The organism is Streptomyces hawaiiensis (genome assembly GCF_004803895.1).
Lineage (GTDB): Bacteria > Actinomycetota > Actinomycetes > Streptomycetales > Streptomycetaceae > Streptomyces > Streptomyces hawaiiensis.
The window spans coordinates 5783129-5800121 of the sequence record NZ_CP021978.1 but is presented as its reverse complement, the minus strand read 5'-3'; the positions used below and the strand labels follow the sequence as shown (position 1 = coordinate 5800121).

Annotated in this window: 14 protein-coding genes and 2 tRNA genes; 4 read left to right on the top strand and 12 right to left on the bottom strand. The window is 70.2% G+C overall.

Annotated features, from left to right (window positions below):
• Positions 1-50: 50 nt before the first annotated feature.
• Positions 51-1502 carry a catalase gene (locus CEB94_RS26880; protein ID WP_218945934.1) on the bottom strand — a complete coding sequence of 484 codons (1452 nt, stop codon included), beginning with the start codon at positions 1500-1502 and terminating at the stop codon, positions 51-53.
• A 145-nt stretch (positions 1503-1647) separates the two neighbouring features.
• On the opposite strand from CEB94_RS26880, the gene CEB94_RS26875 reads away from it, so the two are divergent.
• On the top strand, positions 1648-2064 hold the full coding sequence (locus CEB94_RS26875) for a Fur family transcriptional regulator (protein WP_175434640.1): 417 nt from the start codon (positions 1648-1650) through the stop codon (positions 2062-2064).
• 128 nt (positions 2065-2192) lie between these two features.
• Here the strand turns inward: CEB94_RS26875 and CEB94_RS26870 are convergent.
• The 4 genes from CEB94_RS26870 to CEB94_RS26855 form a co-directional block, all read right to left on the bottom strand.
• Positions 2193-2266: transfer RNA gene (locus CEB94_RS26870), tRNA-Met, on the bottom strand.
• 86 nt (positions 2267-2352) lie between these two features.
• Complete coding sequence (locus tag CEB94_RS26865) at positions 2353-4173, bottom strand: tetratricopeptide repeat protein (RefSeq protein WP_175434639.1); 1821 nt, start codon at positions 4171-4173, stop codon at positions 2353-2355.
• 234 nt (positions 4174-4407) lie between these two features.
• Positions 4408-4481: transfer RNA gene (locus CEB94_RS26860), tRNA-Met, on the bottom strand.
• A 56-nt stretch (positions 4482-4537) separates the two neighbouring features.
• Complete coding sequence (locus CEB94_RS26855) at positions 4538-7477, bottom strand: UPF0182 family membrane protein (protein ID WP_246112193.1); 2940 nt, start codon at positions 7475-7477, stop codon at positions 4538-4540.
• 163 nt (positions 7478-7640) lie between these two features.
• Between CEB94_RS26855 and CEB94_RS26850 the strand changes: the two genes are divergently transcribed.
• The gene (locus CEB94_RS26850; protein WP_175434637.1) at positions 7641-8183 is read left to right on the top strand and encodes a PPA1309 family protein; all 543 of its coding nucleotides are present in this window, start codon (positions 7641-7643) and stop codon (positions 8181-8183) included.
• A gap of 47 nt (positions 8184-8230) precedes the next feature.
• Here CEB94_RS26850 and CEB94_RS26845 read toward each other — a convergent pair whose 3' ends face one another.
• From CEB94_RS26845 to CEB94_RS26830, 4 genes are all read right to left on the bottom strand, one after another.
• Positions 8231-9322: a YlbL family protein gene (locus CEB94_RS26845; protein WP_175434636.1), complete on the bottom strand. Its 1092-nt coding sequence runs from the start codon at positions 9320-9322 to the stop codon at positions 8231-8233.
• A gap of 101 nt (positions 9323-9423) precedes the next feature.
• Positions 9424-9588 carry a hypothetical protein gene (locus CEB94_RS26840; RefSeq protein WP_175434635.1) on the bottom strand — a complete coding sequence of 55 codons (165 nt, stop codon included), beginning with the start codon at positions 9586-9588 and terminating at the stop codon, positions 9424-9426.
• A gap of 115 nt (positions 9589-9703) precedes the next feature.
• Positions 9704-10165, bottom strand: coding sequence for a molybdenum cofactor biosynthesis protein MoaE (locus CEB94_RS26835; protein ID WP_175434634.1), 462 nt, complete (start codon positions 10163-10165; stop codon positions 9704-9706).
• 93 nt (positions 10166-10258) lie between these two features.
• Entirely contained in the window at positions 10259-11380 is a 1122-nt protein-coding gene (locus CEB94_RS26830) for an SDR family oxidoreductase (RefSeq protein WP_175434633.1), read from the bottom strand.
• Positions 11381-11572: 192 nt separating this feature from the next.
• Here CEB94_RS26830 and CEB94_RS26825 point away from each other — a divergent pair, with 192 nt between their 5' ends.
• On the top strand, positions 11573-13033 hold the full coding sequence (locus CEB94_RS26825) for a zinc-dependent metalloprotease (RefSeq protein ID WP_175434632.1): 1461 nt from the start codon (positions 11573-11575) through the stop codon (positions 13031-13033).
• Positions 13030-13557: an NUDIX hydrolase gene (locus tag CEB94_RS26820; RefSeq protein ID WP_175434631.1), complete on the top strand. Its 528-nt coding sequence runs from the start codon at positions 13030-13032 to the stop codon at positions 13555-13557. Before CEB94_RS26825 ends, CEB94_RS26820 begins: the two co-directional genes overlap by 4 nt.
• Before the next feature lie 167 nt (positions 13558-13724).
• Here CEB94_RS26820 and CEB94_RS26815 read toward each other — a convergent pair whose 3' ends face one another.
• From CEB94_RS26815 to CEB94_RS26805, 3 genes are read right to left on the bottom strand one after another with little or no spacing between them, the layout of a single operon-like run.
• Positions 13725-14480 (bottom strand): AIM24 family protein, encoded by a 756-nt coding sequence (locus tag CEB94_RS26815; RefSeq protein WP_175434630.1) that lies wholly within the window; start codon positions 14478-14480, stop codon positions 13725-13727.
• A gap of 16 nt (positions 14481-14496) precedes the next feature.
• Complete coding sequence (locus CEB94_RS26810; RefSeq protein ID WP_175434629.1) at positions 14497-15177, bottom strand: AIM24 family protein; 681 nt, start codon at positions 15175-15177, stop codon at positions 14497-14499.
• Between the two features lie 11 nt (positions 15178-15188).
• On the bottom strand, positions 15189-16907 hold the full coding sequence (locus CEB94_RS26805) for a TerD family protein (protein ID WP_175434628.1): 1719 nt from the start codon (positions 16905-16907) through the stop codon (positions 15189-15191).
• Between the last annotated feature and the right edge of the window lie 86 nt (positions 16908-16993).

The window sequence follows — 16993 nt, the reverse complement described above, 5'->3', positions numbered from 1 at the left end:
CCCGAGGGGACCCGGCCCGTCCGCCACCGCAAGCGGTCCAGCGCTGGAGTTCAGCCGCGCAGGGCCTGGACCGCGACCTCCAGCCGCTTGCCGTAGTCTCCGTCGGCCCGACGGAAGTTGCCGATCGCGCGCTCGGCGATGTCGTCGCGCGAGACCTTGGCGATGAAGCCCGCCAGGTTGGCGATCAGGCGCTCCTTCTCGTCCTCGCTCATCAGGCGGTAGAGGTTGCCCGCCTGCACGAAGTCGTCGTCCTCGGCATGGACCGGAGCCGGGTGACTGCCCGTCGCGCCGCTCACGGCCGTGGCGGACCACAGCGGCCGGTCCGTCTGGTACGGACCGCCGAAGCTGTTCGGCTCGTAGTTCTTCGCGCCCTTGTGCCGGCCGTCGTACAGGTGCCCGTCTCGGGAGTTGGTGCGCGCCACGGTGGCGTGCGGGCGGTTCACCGGCAGGTGGTCGGCGTTGATGCCGACGCGGTAGCGGTGGGCGTCGCCGTAGGCGAAGAGGCGGCCCTGGAGCATCTTGTCCGGGGACGGTCCGATGCCCGGCACGAAGTGGGCGGGGCTGAAGATCGACTGCTCGACCTCGGCGAAGACGTTCTCCGGGTTGCGGTTGAGCTCCAGCTTGCCGATCTCGACGACCGGGTAGTCCGCGTGCGGCCAGACCTTGGTCAGGTCGAACGGGTTGAAGCGGTACGCCGCCGCCTCGGCCACCGGCATGATCTGCACGCCGACGGTCCAGGTCGGGTACTCGCCGCGCTCGATGGCCTGACGCAGGTCGCGCTGGTGGGAGTCGGGGTCCTCACCGGCGAGCCGGGCGGCCGCCTCGGCGGTCAGGTTCCTGATGCCCTGGTCCGTCTTGAAGTGGTACTTCACCCAGAAGGCCTCGCCGGCCGCGTTGCTCCACTGGAAGGTGTGCGAGCCGAAGCCGTCCATGTGGCGGTACGAGGCGGGGATGCCACGGTCACCGAACAGCCAGGTCACCTGGTGCGTGGACTCGGGCGACAGGCTCCAGAAGTCCCACACGTTGTCCGCCTCGGTCGAGCCGGTGTACGGGTCGCGCTTCTGGGTGTGGATGAAGTCGGGGAACTTGATGGCGTCCTTGATGAAGAACACCGGGGTGTTGTTGCCGACGAGGTCGTAGTTGCCCTCCTCGGTGTAGAACTTCAGCGCGAAGCCGCGCGGGTCGCGGACGGCGTCCGCCGCGCCCAGGTTGCCGGCCACCGTCGAGAAGCGCAGGAAGACCTCGGTCTGCTTGCCGATCCCGGAGAGGAACGCGGCGCGCGTGTACGGGGTGACGTCGGCGGTCACCGTGAAGGTGCCGTACGCGCCCGCGCCGCGGGCGTGCACGACGCGCTCCGGTATGCGCTCACGGTTGAAGTGGGCCAGCTTCTCCAGCAGGAGCTGGTCCTGGACGAGCACCGGGCCGCCGACGCCCGCGGTCTCGCTGTTCTGGTTGTCGGCGACCGGAGCTCCGGCCTCCGTCGTAAGCGGTCCCTGCGTCACGTGCGCCTCCTGCACCATTCCCGACCAGTCCTGTCCACCGGCCAAAGCCGTTCTCGATCCTACAATAGACAATGTCTAAAGCAAGTGAGACTCTAAACTCACACCTGTTCGGGACCTGGTCCCCTTTGCTGTTAGGCTGGTGGCCATGAGTGACCTTCTGGAACGCCTGCGCGGACGCGGATGGCGGATGACCGCGCAGCGGCGCGTCGTGGCCGAGGTCCTCGACGGCGAACACGTCCATCTGACGGCCGACGAGGTCCACGCCCGGGCCGTCGCCAAGCTGCCCGAGATCTCCCGGGCGACCGTCTACAACACGCTGGGTGAGCTCGTGTCCCTCGGCGAGGTGCTGGAGGTCTCGACCGACCAGCGCGCCAAGCGGTACGACCCGAACGCCCACCGGCCGCATCACCACCTGATCTGCGCCCAGTGCGGCGCGATCCGGGACGTCCACCCGGTCGGCAACCCGCTGGCGGACCTCCCCGACACCGAGCGCTTCGGCTTCACGGTCTCGGACGTCGAGGTGACGTACCGCGGCGTCTGCCCGAACTGCGCGGCCGCCTAGCCCGCTCGCACGCGACACACGAGAGCCCCGGCACCGATGGGTGCCGGGGCTTTCTGCTGCCGTGCCACGCACGACGCCGAATACACCGAGGGCCGGAACCCTTTCGGATTCCGGCCCTCGGCCTTCAGTAGCGGGGACAGGATTTGAACCTGCGACCTCTGGGTTATGAGCCCAGCGAGCTACCGAGCTGCTCCACCCCGCGCCGTTGAATGCAACGTTACGTCAACGCGGAGGGCGGATGCAAATCCATTGCCGGGACCCTGCCCGCCCGGTCCCGGCGACAGCGCCTCACGCAGACAGTTCCTGCCGCAGCGCGTCCCTCAACCGCTCCGCCCTCTCGGCGACCGACGCCGGCCCCAGCGACACGGCCCGATCGGCCCAGCGCTGCCCCTCCGCCAGCTCACCCCGACGCGCGTAGACCAGGGCGAGCCGCAACGCCGCCCGCCCGTGCCCGGCGTCGGCGGCCCGCTTCCACCACACCGCCGCCTCGGGCTCGCTCCCCTCCCGGGCCAGCAGCAGCCCGAGATTGAACGCGCCGTTGCGGGATCCGGCCTCGGCCGCCTCCCGGTACCACCGGGCCGCCTCGACGACATCGCCCCGGGCCGCCGCCAGCATGCCGACCCGTACCTGCGCCCGCCGGTGCCCCTGGGACGCCGCCCGCTCGTACCACTCCTCACACTCGCTCCGCCGGTGCACCGGCTCCCCGAGCTCGTGCGCGGGCTCCGGCGGCCGCCGCGCGTCGAGCACGGTCGCCAGCCGGTACGCGGCCTCGGCGCTGCCGCCGCCGGCCGCACACCGCAGATGCCGCTCGGCCTCCTGCTCGTCGCCGTCCCGCAGCATCGCCATACCGACCTGGAGCGCCGCCTCGGTGTGCCCGGCGGCGGCGGCCCGCTCGTACCAGCGCAGCGCGGCCTGCTCCTCGCCCCGGCCGGCGTGCAGGATGCCGAGGTTGAAGGCGGCGTCGACGCTCCCGGCCTCCGCGGCCTTGGAGAACCACGGCTCCGCGCCCGTCTCGTCGCCGCCCCGCAGCAGCAGGATCGCCAGCGCGTTCGCGGCCTCCCGGTGCCCGGCGTAGGCCGCGCGCCGGTACCACTGCTCGGCCTGCGGGGTGCGTCCCTGCTCGGCGCAGAGCAGGCCGAGGTTGTACGCGCCGTTCACGTCGCCCGCGTCCATCGCGGCCCGGTACCACCGCTCGGCGGTCTGGGTCTCGCCCCGCTCGGCGTGCAGCGCGCCCAGGGCGTTGGCCGCGTTGCCGTCGCCGTCCTGGGCGGCCCGCAGCCACCACACGGCGGCGCTCTCGGTGTCGCCCGCGTCGCGCAGCAGGAAGCCGAGCGCGCAGGCGGCCCGCGCCTCGCCGTCCTTGGCGGATGTCAGATACCAGCGCCCGGCCTCCTTGAGCTCGCCGCGCCTCTCCAGGATCGTCCCGAGGTGCAGGGCGGCCCGCCGGTGGCCGCGCGCGGCGGCCTGCCGGTACCACTGCTCGGCCTCCTCGACCTGGACACCGTTGTCACCGTCGGCTTCCCGCGCCGCCTTGCGGTCCAGCGCCCTCGCCAGCCGGTACGCCGCCTCCCGGTGCCCGTGCTCGGCCGCCACCCGCATCCACCGCTCGGCCCCGGCGTCACCGCGGTGCTCCAGCAGATCGGCGAGCGCGTACGCGCCCAGTGTGTGGCCCTGCTCGGCGGACTGGCGCAGCCAGTACTCGGCGGCGGGTTCGTCGCCGCGCTCGCGGTGGTGCCGGCCCAGGGCGTGCGCGGCCGCCGTGGATCCGGCGACGGCGGCGATCCGCCACCATCCGGCGGCCTCGTCGGCGTACCCCCGCTGGTGGAGGAGGACTCCCAGGTTGTTGGCGGCCGCCCGGTCGCCCGCGGCGGTGGCGGCACGCAGATGAGGCTCGGCACCGTCGAGGTCACCACGGCGCAGCAGCATGGCCCCGAGGACACTCATCGCCTCGACGTCGCCGGCCTCGGCGGCGAGCCGCTGACGCAGCTCCTCGGCCGCCTCGTCGGCGATCTCCCCGGTCTCGTCCGGGGTCTCGGTGTCCTCCCGGCTGGAAGGCTGCACAAAACGCCCTGTCTCGAACAGAGTTGCCTTGTCCCCCATAACGTCCATCGTCGCACCACCTGCAACCTGGGTACACCTCGTATACCGCAGCCAGTGAGGTCACTTCAGCGTTTTGTCGACATGCCCACAGAGAGACAAGTCAAACACAGATTGCCCAACTCCCCACGGCGGCGCGGCCACAGCACGGGCCAGCACATGCGTTCACACATCACGAAGGCCCGGATTCCTGTGTGGAATCCGGGCCTTCGGTGTCACTCCGTCACTCGGACATCGCGACTTCAGTAGCGGGGACAGGATTTGAACCTGCGACCTCTGGGTTATGAGCCCAGCGAGCTACCGAGCTGCTCCACCCCGCGCCGTTGTGTTCACAACCGTATCACGGCGCGGGGTGGCATTTGACCAGGCCAGGGACCTAGCTGCTCGGCTTCGGGCTCGGACTGCCGCTCGGGCCGGCGCTGGGCTTGCTCTCGCCGCCCCCGGCACCGCCCGCCCGGCTCGCCTCGGCCTGCGCGTCCTCGGCCCGCCGCAGCGCGTCCTCGAGGTCCTTCTGCGCCTTCCCGTACGCCTCCCAGTCGTTCTTCTTCAGGGCCTCCTGACCCGCGTCGAACGCCTTCTGGGCGTCCTGCAGGGCCTGTTGGACCGTCGGGTTGTCGGACGTCGGCGGTGGTGTCGTCGTATCGCCCTCGTCCGGTGGCTCGGCGGCCGGGCCGTCCGCTCCGAAGACCTTGTTGAGGGCCTCGTCGAGGGTGTTCTCGAAGGCGGTCTGGCCTCCGTAGGTGACCAGCACCTTGCGCAGCAGCGGGTACTTCAGTCCACCACCGCGCACGTAGACCGGCTCCACGTACAGCAGGCCTCCGTCGAGCGGCACCGTCAGCAGGTTGCCGTACTCGACCTCGGAGTCGCCGCCTCTCAGGAGCCTGATGGACTCGGCGATGTCCTCTTGCGAGTTGAACTGGCTCTGGACCTGCTTGGGTCCGTTGACCGTGGTGTTCGTCGGCAGTTTCAGGATTCTGATCTTGCCGTAGTCACTGGTGCCCGCCTCGGCGTCGACCGCCATGAACGCACTGAGGTTGTCCCGGCCGTTGGGTGTGAAGGTCGTCGTCAGCGAGAACGCCTGCGCCTTCTGGTCGGGCATCTTCATGCTCAGGTAGTACGGCGGCACCGCGCTGCCCGCCCGGTTCGTCGGGTCGTCCGGCACCTGCCACACCTCGCTGCCGCTGAGGAACGTCGTGGCGTCCTTCACGTGGTAGCGGGTGAGCAGCTCCCGCTGGACCTTGAACAGGTCCTGGGGGTAGCGCAGATGGTCCATGAGCGACTTGGAGATGTCGCTCTTGGGCTCCACGGTGTTCGGGAAGGCCTTCATCCAGGTCTTCAGGACCGGGTCCTGGGTGTCCCACTGGAAGAGCTTGACCTTGCCGGTGTAGGCGTCGACGGTGGCCTTCACCGAGTTGCGGATGTAGTTGACCTGGTTCTGCTGGGCCACCACCGCGCGGTTGTCGTTGGTGGCGGTCAGCGAGTCGGCGGTGGTGTCACCGAGGGTCGTACGCGAGGAGTACGGGTAGCCGTTCGTCGTCGTGTACGCGTCGACGATCCACTGGATCCGGCCGTCCACGACCGCCGGGTAGGCGTCGCCGTCGATGGTCAGCCAGGGGGCGACCGCCTCGACGCGCTCCTTGGGCGTGCGGTTGTACAGGATCCGCGAACCGTCCCCGATGGCTCCGGAGTACAGGATCTGCGGCTCGCCGAACGCCACCGCGTACGCGGCCCGGTTGACCGGATTGGAGAGGTTGACCCCGCTGTCGCCCTTGTAGCTGGTGGTCTTCTCGCCGTTGTCGTCGGAGTAGTCGATCTCCTTCTGGGGACCGCCGACGATCGAGTACGTCTCGGTCTTCTCGCCGTAGTAGATCCGCTGCTCGTACGTGCCGAGGTTGCCCTCGGAGGGCAGGTCGGACTCCGTGAAGTTCGGCCGGCCCTGGGCGTCGGCGCTGGTGCCCTCGGCGGCGACCACTCCGTACCCGTGGGTGTAACGGAAGTGGTTGTTGATCCAGTTCTTCTTCGGGATGCCCGCCAGGTTCACCTCACGCAGGCCGATGACCGTGTCCTGGTCCTTGCCGTCCTTGGCGTAGCGGTCGACGTCCAGGTTGTTCGGGAACGCGTAATAGTTCCTGATCTGCTGGAGCTGCTGGAACGTCGGCGAGACGATGTTCGGGTCCATGATCCGGATGCTCGCCGTGGCGGGAACATCGTCGCGCAGTGTGGTCTTGTCCTCGGTCTTGCTGCTGCCCGAGTAGTCGGTGACCTTGGTGCCGTCGATGCCGTAGGCCTTGCGCGTCGCCTCGAGGTTCTTCTCGACGTACGGCGCTTCCTTGGCCTGCTCGTTCGGCTGGACCTGGAACTTCTGCACGATCGCCGGGTAGAGACCGCCGATGAGGATCGCGGAGAGCACCATCAGGCCGAAGCCGATCACGGGCAGCTGCCACGTGCGCCGCCAGATGGTGGCGAAGAACAGCAGCGCGCAGATGACGGCGATGCAGAACAGGATCGTCTTCGCCGGCAGATAGGCGTTGGCGTCGACGTACCTCAGGCCCGTCCAGTTGTCGGTCGCCCGGAAGTCGCTGGACTTCACCGCGAGTCCGTACCGGTCGAGCCAGTACGCGACCGCCTTCAGGGCCACGAAGATGCCGATGAGCACCGACAGGTGCCCGGTGGCCGCTGCCGTGGCGCGAGCGCCGGGGCTGGTGACACGCAGCCCGCCGTACAGGTAGTGCGTGAGCGCGGCGGCGATCACGGACAGGATCGCGGCGGCGAAGCCGAAGCCGAGCAGGAACCGGTACCAGGGCAGGTCGAAGGCGTAGAAGGAGACGTCCAGCTTGAACTGCGGGTCCTTCTGCCCGAAGGGCACGCCGTTGACCCACATCAGCCACGTCCGCCACTGACCGGAGGCGGAGGCGCCGGCGATCAGGCCCACCAGGGCGGTGATCCCGAGCAGCAGCCACTTCTTGTAGGGCGCGATGCCCATCCGGTAGCGGTCGAGGTTCTGTTGCTCCATCGACATGGCGCTCAGCGGCGGCCGCAGCCGGTGCGCCAGCCAGATGTTGAAGCCGACGGCCAGGGCCATGAGCAGGCCGAAGACGAAGAAGAGCCCGATCTTGGTCCACAGGGTGGTGGTGAAGACCGAGGAGTAGTTCACCGACCGGTACCAGAGCCAGTCCGTCCAAAAGCCCGCGAACATGGTGAACGCCATGCCGAGAACGGCCAGGACGCCCAGCGTCATGAGCAGGGTCCGGACACGCCGGGACGGGCGGCCCACTCTGATCCGCGGCCCCGAAGGGCCTCCGCCGCGGTCCGGCATCTGGAAAGCCAAGGTGCGCACCTCGAAGTTCGCTGTTGATTCGTCAGGCCCGCGTCTTCACGGACCGTTCGTGGCCCCCGTGATCGTGGGCCCCCACCTATGCAACTTACTCACCGTTTACTCGGTTCCCGATTCCGGCCGGGAACGAGGCAGGATTGTGACCATGTCCAACACTCCCATGGCTGCGAACCCGCTCACCCGGGCCGTTCTCGAGATCGACGAGTACGTCTCCGGCCTCGGCTGGGACCAGTCAGCCCGCCTTTTCGCCCTCGTCGACACCGCACGGCTGCGGGCCGACCAGCCCTCGCTCGCGGACCGGCTCGGTCTGGGGGACGAGTCGGAGAACTCCGGCCTCACCCCGATCGAGCAGGACGAAGTTCCAACGGGCAAGCCGCTCGACGAGTTCCTGGCCACCATCGCCTGGCCCGACGCGGTGGTCGGCTGCGCCCTCGCCGTGGAGCGCCTGATGCTGCCGCCGTCCGCTGAGGCCCAGGTTCCGCAGGGCCTGAGCGAGGCCGCGCTCACGAAGTGGGTGGCCGACCACCCGGACCGCCAGGAGGTCCGCATGACGGTCGGGGTCCTGCGCGACGGCACGCGTGAGTCGGCCCTGCGGCTGCGCGAGAAGGACTCCCCCACCGAGGTCCTGACCGGTTCCGACCTGGTCCCGGGGCTGGCGGAGGGGCTGGCTGCGACGTTCGAGGAGTAGCCCCGGAGGGCCGCGGGGCCCGGGTTTCCGGGCCCTTGGTCCCTGGGCTACTTACCGCACTTCGGCAGATCCGCGGTGTCGCCGCTGCGGATGTCCTCGAGAGCGCCGAGGGCGTCCTTGATGGTGCCCACCTTGATGAGGGTGAGGCCGTCGGGGCTGTCCTTGGCGGCGGCCGCGCAGTTGTCGGCGGGCGTCAGGAAGTACTGGGCGCCCTTGGCCCGCGCGCCCACGGTCTTCATCTCGATGCCGCCGATCGGCCCGACCTTGCCGGCGTCGTCGATCGTGCCGGTGCCGGCCACGAACCTGCCACCGGTCAGGCTGCCCGGGGTGAGCTTGTCGTAGATGCCGAGAGCGAACATCAGCCCGGCGCTCGGCCCGCCGACGTCGGCGAGCTTGATGTCGATGGTGAACGGGAACGTGTGGTCGGTCCCCGCGGAGATCCCCACGATGGCGCGCTTCTCACCGGTGTCGTCGGACGTCGTGGTGGTCATGGTGATGTCCTGCGTCCTGTTCGGCGTCCGCTTCTCCTTCTCCGCGGCGGCCTGCTCCTTGGCCGGCACGATCGTGAAGCGGACGTCCTGGCCCGGCTTGTGCTTGGTGACGAGCTTCGCGACGTCGGCCGGCTCCTTCACCGTCGTACCGTCGACGGCCTTGATCACATCCCCCGCGTGCAGCTTGCCCTGGGCCGGGGAGTCCCTGACGACCGTCGAGACGATCACCCAGGACTTCACCGGGACGTCCAGCTGCTTCAGGGCGGCGACCTTGGCGCTCTCCTGGGACTGGCTGAACTCCTCGGCGTTCTCCTGGGTGGACTGCTCCTCGGTCTTGCCGTCCGGGTAGAGCGTCTCGTGCGGTACGACCTTGTTGTCGTGGGCGAGCCAGCCGTAGACGGCTTCGACCAGATTCATTCGGTAGTCGGCGCTCGTGACCCGGACCGTGGTCATGTTCAGATGGCCATTGGTCGCGTAGGTCTTCTTCCCCGTGATCTGCAGCACCGGCTCACCGTCGTGATCGCCCAGCGTGTTCACCGTCGGCCCCGGGGACATCTCCGCATAGGGCACGGGGATGAACACTCCCGCGCACAGGAGCGCGATCAGCATCAGGGTGGAGGCGAGCATCGTCGCGGTGCGGCGTGGCATGACTCGACAGTACGGGACGGTCCTGTCAGCGCACCGTCAGGGCCGCCCGCCCGGGGCGGCCCTGCGCTGTGCCAAGCCTGTGACCTGCTGGTCTTCGACCGTCAGGCACCCGGCCGGGGCTTCTCCATGGCCTCGCAGAAGCGGGCGTAGCCGGTGAGCTCCGGGCCGTCGTTACGGACCTTTCGGGTCCGGTTGGCCCAACTGCCCCAGAGCCCCGCGCCGATGGCAGCCACAAGCGGAATCAGCAACCAGGCGAGCGCCGCCATGCCGACCTCCAACCCCTTTGAGCATCCGCAACTGACTGATCAGCAGATTAACGATCCGCAGTGACAACGCTCACGCCAGGGGGGCGGTTACGCAACCGGAAGGCGGCTTCCCGGATCAGCAGGCGCCGACCCATTCCTCGGTGCCGTCGGAGAACTTCTGGTGCTTCCAGATGGGCGCTTCGTGCTTCAGGTCGTCGATCAGCTTCCGGCATGCCTCGAAGGCCTCTCCGCGATGCGGGCAGGAGACTGCGACGACCACGGCCAGGTCCCCGACCCGGAGGTCCCCCACGCGGTGCACGGCCGCCAGGGCCCGCACCGGGAACTCGGCGACGACCTTCTCGGCGATCCGCCGCATCTCGGTCTCGACGCTGGGGTGGCACGAATACCCGAGCTCCTCGACATCAGCGCCCCCGTCGTGGTTGCGCACGGTTCCCACGAAGAGCGCGGTGCCCCCGGCCGCGTCGTCCCCGACGGCCCGGAACACCTCGTCCAGGGAGAGGTCCGAGTCCCGGATCCCGATCAGCTTGATCGGGTCCTGCGCGGCCTGCTCACCGGGGTGATCGTTCGTGGTTGCCATGCCTCCATCGTGCCGCACAGGACCGACAGCACGGAATAGAGCTATCGACCGGCACGCGCGCGGACGCGTTCGGAGTCTCCTACAGGGCGTCCCTCAGATCCGCCGCCGGGCCTTCCGCGCCCGCCGTACCACCGCCGCCGCACCGAGCAGCGCCACCGTCGCGCCGGCGGCACCCGCGGCCGTCGCGTCCTTGCGGCCCAGCCGCCGCCCGGCGACCGTGTGCCGGCCGGAGACCTCCCCCAGGAGTTGCGCCAGCACCTCCTCGTTGGTGTACTGCGGCCGCCATCCGGCGTCGTGCAGCCGGCTGCCGCTCACCACCCAGGGGTACATCGTGTACGCCAGGTCTCCGGCCGGGGACGGCGTGAGCCCGATCCGGTGCAGCCGCGCCGCCGCACCCAGCGCGACCGCCGACGGCAGCTCCATCCGGCGGATTCCGCTGAGCTCCTCGACCTCCTCCTGCTCCAGCCAGCCGTCGCACCCGACGGTCAGTTCCCCGTCGACCTTCTCCAGGACGGCGTACTCCAGCGCACTGCACAGGTCCTCCACGTGGCAGAACTGCCACGCGGGCCGCGACCCGGCGACGACGAGGAGCCGGGGAGATTCGAAGTACCTGGTCAGCGCGGTGTCCGTGCCGCCCACCAGCACCGCCGGCCGTACCACCGTCACATTGAGCCCCGGGTGCGCCCGGGGCGCGCGCCGCGCCAGCCGTTCGATCTCCAGCAGATCGCCGACGCCGGTCGCCTCGGCCGTGGCACGCAGCTCGGCGTCCTCGGACAGCGGCAGCTCGTTGTCGGGCAGTGCCCCGTAGACCATCGCCGAGGTGCAGAGCACGACCCGGTGCACTCCGGCCGCCGCGGCCGCCGTCAGGACGGTCTGCGTCCCTCGCACGTTGTAGGCCGTTCGGGCGGCGGCGTCGGTCTCCAAGTCGAGATCCAGCGCCAGGTGCACCACCACGTCGGCCCCGCGCAGCTTGTCCGCGATGGCCGGATCCCGTACGTCCAGAATGTGCCACTGGGCCGCCGCGCACTCGCCGCGCCGCTCGTCGATGGCCACGACCTGCTTGACCTCGTCGGATGCGGCGAGCTGCTCGGTGAGCAGGGCTCCTACGCCGTACGCGGCGCCGGTGACCGCGACGACGGGTCCGCGCGGCGCGGGACTCGCGGAACTGGTTGACTGGTTTCGCGCTGCGCGAACCTGCGGATCTGGGGAACTCACCGGGCGTCTCCAGCGGTTGTCTTCAGTACGAGCGCGTCCGACGCGTGCGTACCAGGTGGCATCCATCCTGCCGCAGGCCGTCAGTCGGCGAAGCACCGAGGCCCGATCCGCCCCAGGTGTCTACGCTGGGTGGTGTTGTCGGGCAGCCGTGCCGCCGGAAAGAACCGGCGGCCCTACCAGCCGAGGAATCCCGTGAGTGACACCCCATTCGGATTCGGCCTTCCGCCGGAGGAGCCGGACGACGGCGACGAGGGCAAGAAGAAGGACCAGGAGAGCGGTGGTGGTCAGGGACCGGCCAACCCGTTCGGTTTCGGCGGCCTGCCCGGAGCCGGAGGCTTCGGCGGAGGCCCTGGCGGCCCCGGCGGCCCCGGTGCGGACAATCCGTTCGCAGCCATGTTCGGGTCGCTGAACCCCACCGACCTGGGCGCCGCGTTCCAGCAACTCGGCCAGATGCTCTCCTACGAGGGCGGCCCGGTGAACTGGGACATGGCCAAGCAGATCGCCCGCCAGACGGTCTCCCAGGGCAGCCCTGACGGCACCAAGGACGCCAGCGTCGGCCCCACCGACCGCAAGGGCGTCGAGGAAGCCGTCCGCCTCGCCGACCTGTGGCTCGACGATGCCACGTCCCTGCCCTCCGGCGCCGCCTCCGCGGTGGCCTGGAGCCGCGCGGAGTGGGTCGAGGCCACCCTGCCCGCCTGGAAGGAGCTCGTCGACCCGGTCGCCGAGCGCGTCGGCACCGCCATGGGCGACGTCCTGCCGGAGGAGATGCAGGCCATGGCCGGCCCGCTGATCGGCATGATGCGCTCCATGGGCGGCGCCATGTTCGGCACGCAGATCGGCCAGGCCGTCGGCGTGCTCGCCGGCGAGGTCGTCGGCTCGTCCGACATCGGACTGCCGCTCGGCCCGGCCGGCAAGGCCGCGCTGCTGCCGGTGAACATCGAAACGTTCGGCAAGGACCTGAGCGTCCCCCAGGAGGAGGTGCGGCTGTACCTCGCCCTGCGCGAGGCCGCCCACCAGCGCCTCTTCGCGCACGTGCCGTGGCTGCGCTCGCATCTGTTCGGTGCGGTCGACGGCTACGCGCGCGGGATCAAGGTCGACACGGCCAAGCTGGAGGACGTGGTCGGCCAGTTCGACCCGCAGAACCCGGAACAGCTGCAGGAGGCCCTCCAGCAGGGCATGTTCCAGCCGGAGGACACGCCCGAGCAGAAGACCGCCCTGGCCCGTCTGGAGACGGCTCTGGCGCTCGTGGAGGGCTGGGTGGACGCGGTGGTCCACGCCGCCGCGAAACCCCGCCTGGCGTCCGCCGACGCCCTGCGCGAGACGCTGCGCCGCCGCCGCGCCTCGGGCGGTCCGGCCGAGCAGACGTTCGCCACGCTGATCGGCCTGGAGCTGCGCCCGCGCCGCCTGCGGGACGCCTCCCGTCTGTGGGCCTCGCTCACGGACGCGCGCGGCGTCGACGGCCGGGACGCCCTGTGGCACCACCCGGACATGCTGCCGACGGCGACCGACCTGGACGACCCGGACGGCTTCGTGCACCGCGAGCAGATCGACTTCTCCGAGCTGGACAAGATGCTCGGCGAGGCGGCGGACAAGCCCGACCTGAAGAAGAAGGACGAGGGCGAGGACAAGAACAAGGGCGACGACGCCGGGTGAGCCTGTACGACGACGCGGTCCTCGTACTGAAGGGGTACGAGGACCAGACGGACCTCCGCCAGGCCTATCTCGACCATCTGGCGGAGCACCCGGACGGCTTGTGGAAGGCCTGCCACGCGGGGCACATCACGGCGAGCGCGCTGGTGATCGACCCCGAGGGCGGCCGGGTGCTGCTCACACTGCACAGGAAGCTGCGGATGTGGCTGCAGATGGGCGGCCACTGCGAGCCGGGCGACGCCTCCCTGGCGGAAGCGGCCTTGCGTGAGGCGACGGAGGAGTCCGGCGTGCCGGGGCTCTCCCTGCTGCCCGGCGGCCCGGTGCGCCTGGACCGGCATCCGATCCCGCCGCCGTGCCACTGCCACTTCGACGTCCAGTACGCGGTCGTGGCACCGCCGGACGCCGCGCACGCGATCAGCGACGAGTCACTCGACGTGCGCTGGTTCGGCTACGACGAGGTTCCGGAGGTGGCCGACGAGTCGGTCGTCCGGCTGCTGCGGGCGACGCGGGCGAGACTCGGGGCCTGAAGGCGTGTGTAAGGGGCGACCGCTTCTGACGGCCGCCCCTTACATCCGGTCCTGACGGCGGGCCGCGCCCCCTCAAGGGCGCGAGGACTGCGCGACCAGCCACGTACGGCTCGCAGCCAGAGCCGGCCCGCAACCCCCGAAGACCGTCCGCCGAACCCGCGGAACGCTCAGCTCCAGACGTTGCCCTGGTTCTGCCCGCGCGCCCCCTGCTGGCCCATGCCGTACTGGGCGGACAGGCCCGAGCCGATCTGGGCGTTCTGCGGAGGCAGCAGCTCGCTGGGCTGGACCAGCGCGAAGCCGGTGCCCATGAAGCTCAGCTCCCAGCCCTCGCCGGTGCTGCCGCGGCGCCGCCACACCCCGGAGGAGTGCGTCTGGGCCTGCATCTGCACCCGCAGGCTCGTCGACCAGGCGACGATCGCGTCGGCGTCGCAGTTGACGTACTTGTCCGGCGTCACATGCAGCAGCAGCGGCATCCCCGAGGTCATCAGAGCGACCTTGCCCCGGCCCGTGATGTTGAGCTGGTACTTCCCGGAGCCGGAGATGCCGTACAGGCTGTCCACGGCGATGACCTCGTGGTGCAGCGAGGAGTCCATCGCCAGCACGTAGCTGCTGTCGACGGTGAGGCCGTCCTGGTCCACCTCCATGACGTGGACGTGCTGCTTGAGGTTGGCGAGGTAGACCGTGCCCTGCCCGTGGCAGCGCATCAGGTCGAGTCCCTCACCGGTGTGCGCACGCGCGCGTGCCTGGTCGTTGGCCTGGTACTCGGCGTCGAACTCGACGAGGCCCTGGTAGGCGACCATGGTGCCCTTGCGGGCCAGGATGTCGTCGTGGCCCTCCAGGGTGACGCGCAGCATCTGCTTGTTCTGCAGACTCCAGCGCTCCTGGGTCTGCTGCTCGTTGTAGGCGAAAATCGGGCTTTGCATGGCTTCTGGCTCCCCCTCAGCCCCGGGCCCGGAGGCGGTCGGTGCTGTCCTCGCTGGGCTGGACGACGACGATGCCCTGACCGGAGAAGGCCATCTGGTAGGCCTCGCCGCTGCCGCGGCCGATCAGCGACTGGGCCCGGAAGCTGCGCTTGCCCTTCACCTTGAGGTTCGGGGACCAGGCGACGAGCGCGTCGGGGTCGACGTATGTCTCGTCCTCACCGCCTCCGCAGTCGACGACGATCGGCTTGCCCCGGGAGGTCAGCGCGACCCAGCCCTGTCCGGAGATCTTGGTGTTCCACAGGCCCTGCCCGGCGAACTTCGCCAGGCCCTTGACCCGCTCCACGCCCCACGTCAGGTGGGCGTCGAAGGCGAGCAGGTTGGTGGCGTTGACGGAGATGCCGTCGCCGTTGAGGTTGATGACGACGACGTTCGCCCCGTAGTCGGCAAGGTAGAGCAGGCCGTCGCCGGAACACTTCATCAGGGGCGCGCCCTCGCCGGTGAGCCAGTCCTTGGCGATCTGGCGGACGGCCGGCGGGTTGGGCTCGTACTGCACGAACCCTTCGTAGGCGACCATCGACCCCACGCGCGCGAGGAGGTCGTTCCCCGTCTGCATGGCGACCTTCAGCATGTGGTTGCCGTGGTTCTCCATGCGGACCGTGACGGGTGCGGGGGCATGGCCCGCGAGCTGCTGTGTCATGACGGGCTCCCTCAGACCTCGTACGGCTGGACGACGATGAAGTTGCCGGGCGCTCCCCGGAACTGGAGGTTGACGCTCTCCCCGGTGTCCCCGGGGTAGGCGTTGCGGCGCATCCGCACCTGGCTGGAGACGACGACCTGGGCGGCGGCCGACCAGGCGACCACGGCGTTGCAGTCGGCGAACGTGGTGGGCGTGACAGGCAGCACCACGGGCGTGCCGTGCGTCTTCACGACGATCGTGCCGGTGCCCTGGAACTGCATGGTGAACAGCGCGCCGCCGGGGATGCCGTGGCCCTCGATACGGCGGACCTCGTACTGGAGGCTCTCGTCGAACGCGAGGACGTTCTCGGCGGAGACACACACGGCGTCGCCCTGGAGCTCGAGGGGGTGCAGCATCGTCGAGTTCTCGGCGAGGAACACCTGCCCCTGGCCGGTACAGCGCATCAGCTGCATCTCCTGGCCGGTGGCGTTGCCCACGATCCGGCCGGAGAAGCCGGCGCCCTTGTAGCTGAAGTCGACCTTGCCCTGGTAGAGCACCATGCTGCCCTGCCGTGCCAGCACGGGCTGTCCGCCGATGCCGAGGTCGACGCGGACCAGCTTCTTGTTCTGCTGGGTCCAGCGCTGCCCTGTCGGCGTCTCCTTGAACTGCTGGAGCGCGGCGGACACACCGGGGCCCTGGGGGGCGCCTTGAGGGACGCCCTGCGGAGCTCCGTAAGGGGCCTGCCCGAACGGCGGCTGCTGCTGGCCGTAGCCCGGGGGCGGCGTGGGCTCGCCGTAACCGGGCGGCGGGGCCGGGGTGTGGGGCGCCTGGGGCTGGCCGTAACCAGGAGGCGGCGGGGCCGTCTGACCGGGGACCTGGCCGTACGGCGCCGGCTGCTGACCCGGCTGGCCGTACGGCGCGGGTGCCGGGGCCGGGGGCGGCACCGGTGAGCCACCGGGCGGGGTGTTCAGGGGCGCGACGATGGTCGGGGCGGCATGCACCTGGGGCGTGGGCGCCGGGGCCGGCGGCGGGGTGGGGCCGGGCGGGGGCGCGAAGCCCTGCGCGGCGGGCTGGGGCGCGGGAGCCGCAGGCGCCGCCGGCGCGGGGGCCGGGGCTGCTTCCGGAGTTCCGGGGACTCCGAACGCGGGCGGGGCGAAGCCCGGGGCTGCGCCGGCCTGCGGCTGCTGCGGGGCGGGGGCGGGGGCGGGGGCGGGCGCCTCCTCTTCGGCCACCTCACCGCCGAAGTTCTGCAGCAGCGCGTCCAGACCGCCGTCGAAGCCCTGCCCGACGGCGGCGAACCGCCAGACGTCCTTGAGGTAGAAGTCGCCCAGCATCACGGCCCGTTCGGTGGAGAACTCCGAGCCGTTGAAGGAGTAGCGCGCCACCTCCTCGCCGCCCGCGACGATGCGGATGTAGCCGGAGGCGATCTGCGACATCTGGCCGGCGCCGTCGATCGTCGCCGTGAAGGACAGCTTCTGGATCTGCGAGGGGATCCGGTCGAGCGTCACCCGGAAGGACTCCGTGTCGCCCGCCTGGGCGCCCAGGAGCTGAATGGACTCCTCGGGGGACTTCGGCTGGTTGAAGAAGACGAAGTACCGGTCGTCCGAGAGCCGTTCGTCGACGTCGAGGCCGAAGCAGCTGATGTCGAAGCTCAACCCGGGGCCGGCGATCTGTACACCTACGTACAGATCGGTGCCCGCGGTGAGGTCACTGATCCTGGCCTTGTGGCCGCGTTGGAATTCCCTGGCCATGCGTAACGACCGTCCCCCATCCAGAACGTGAGTGCGTCGCGCCAGGCTAACGGCAAACTCGGACACCGGACGAGGTCGGTACAGAG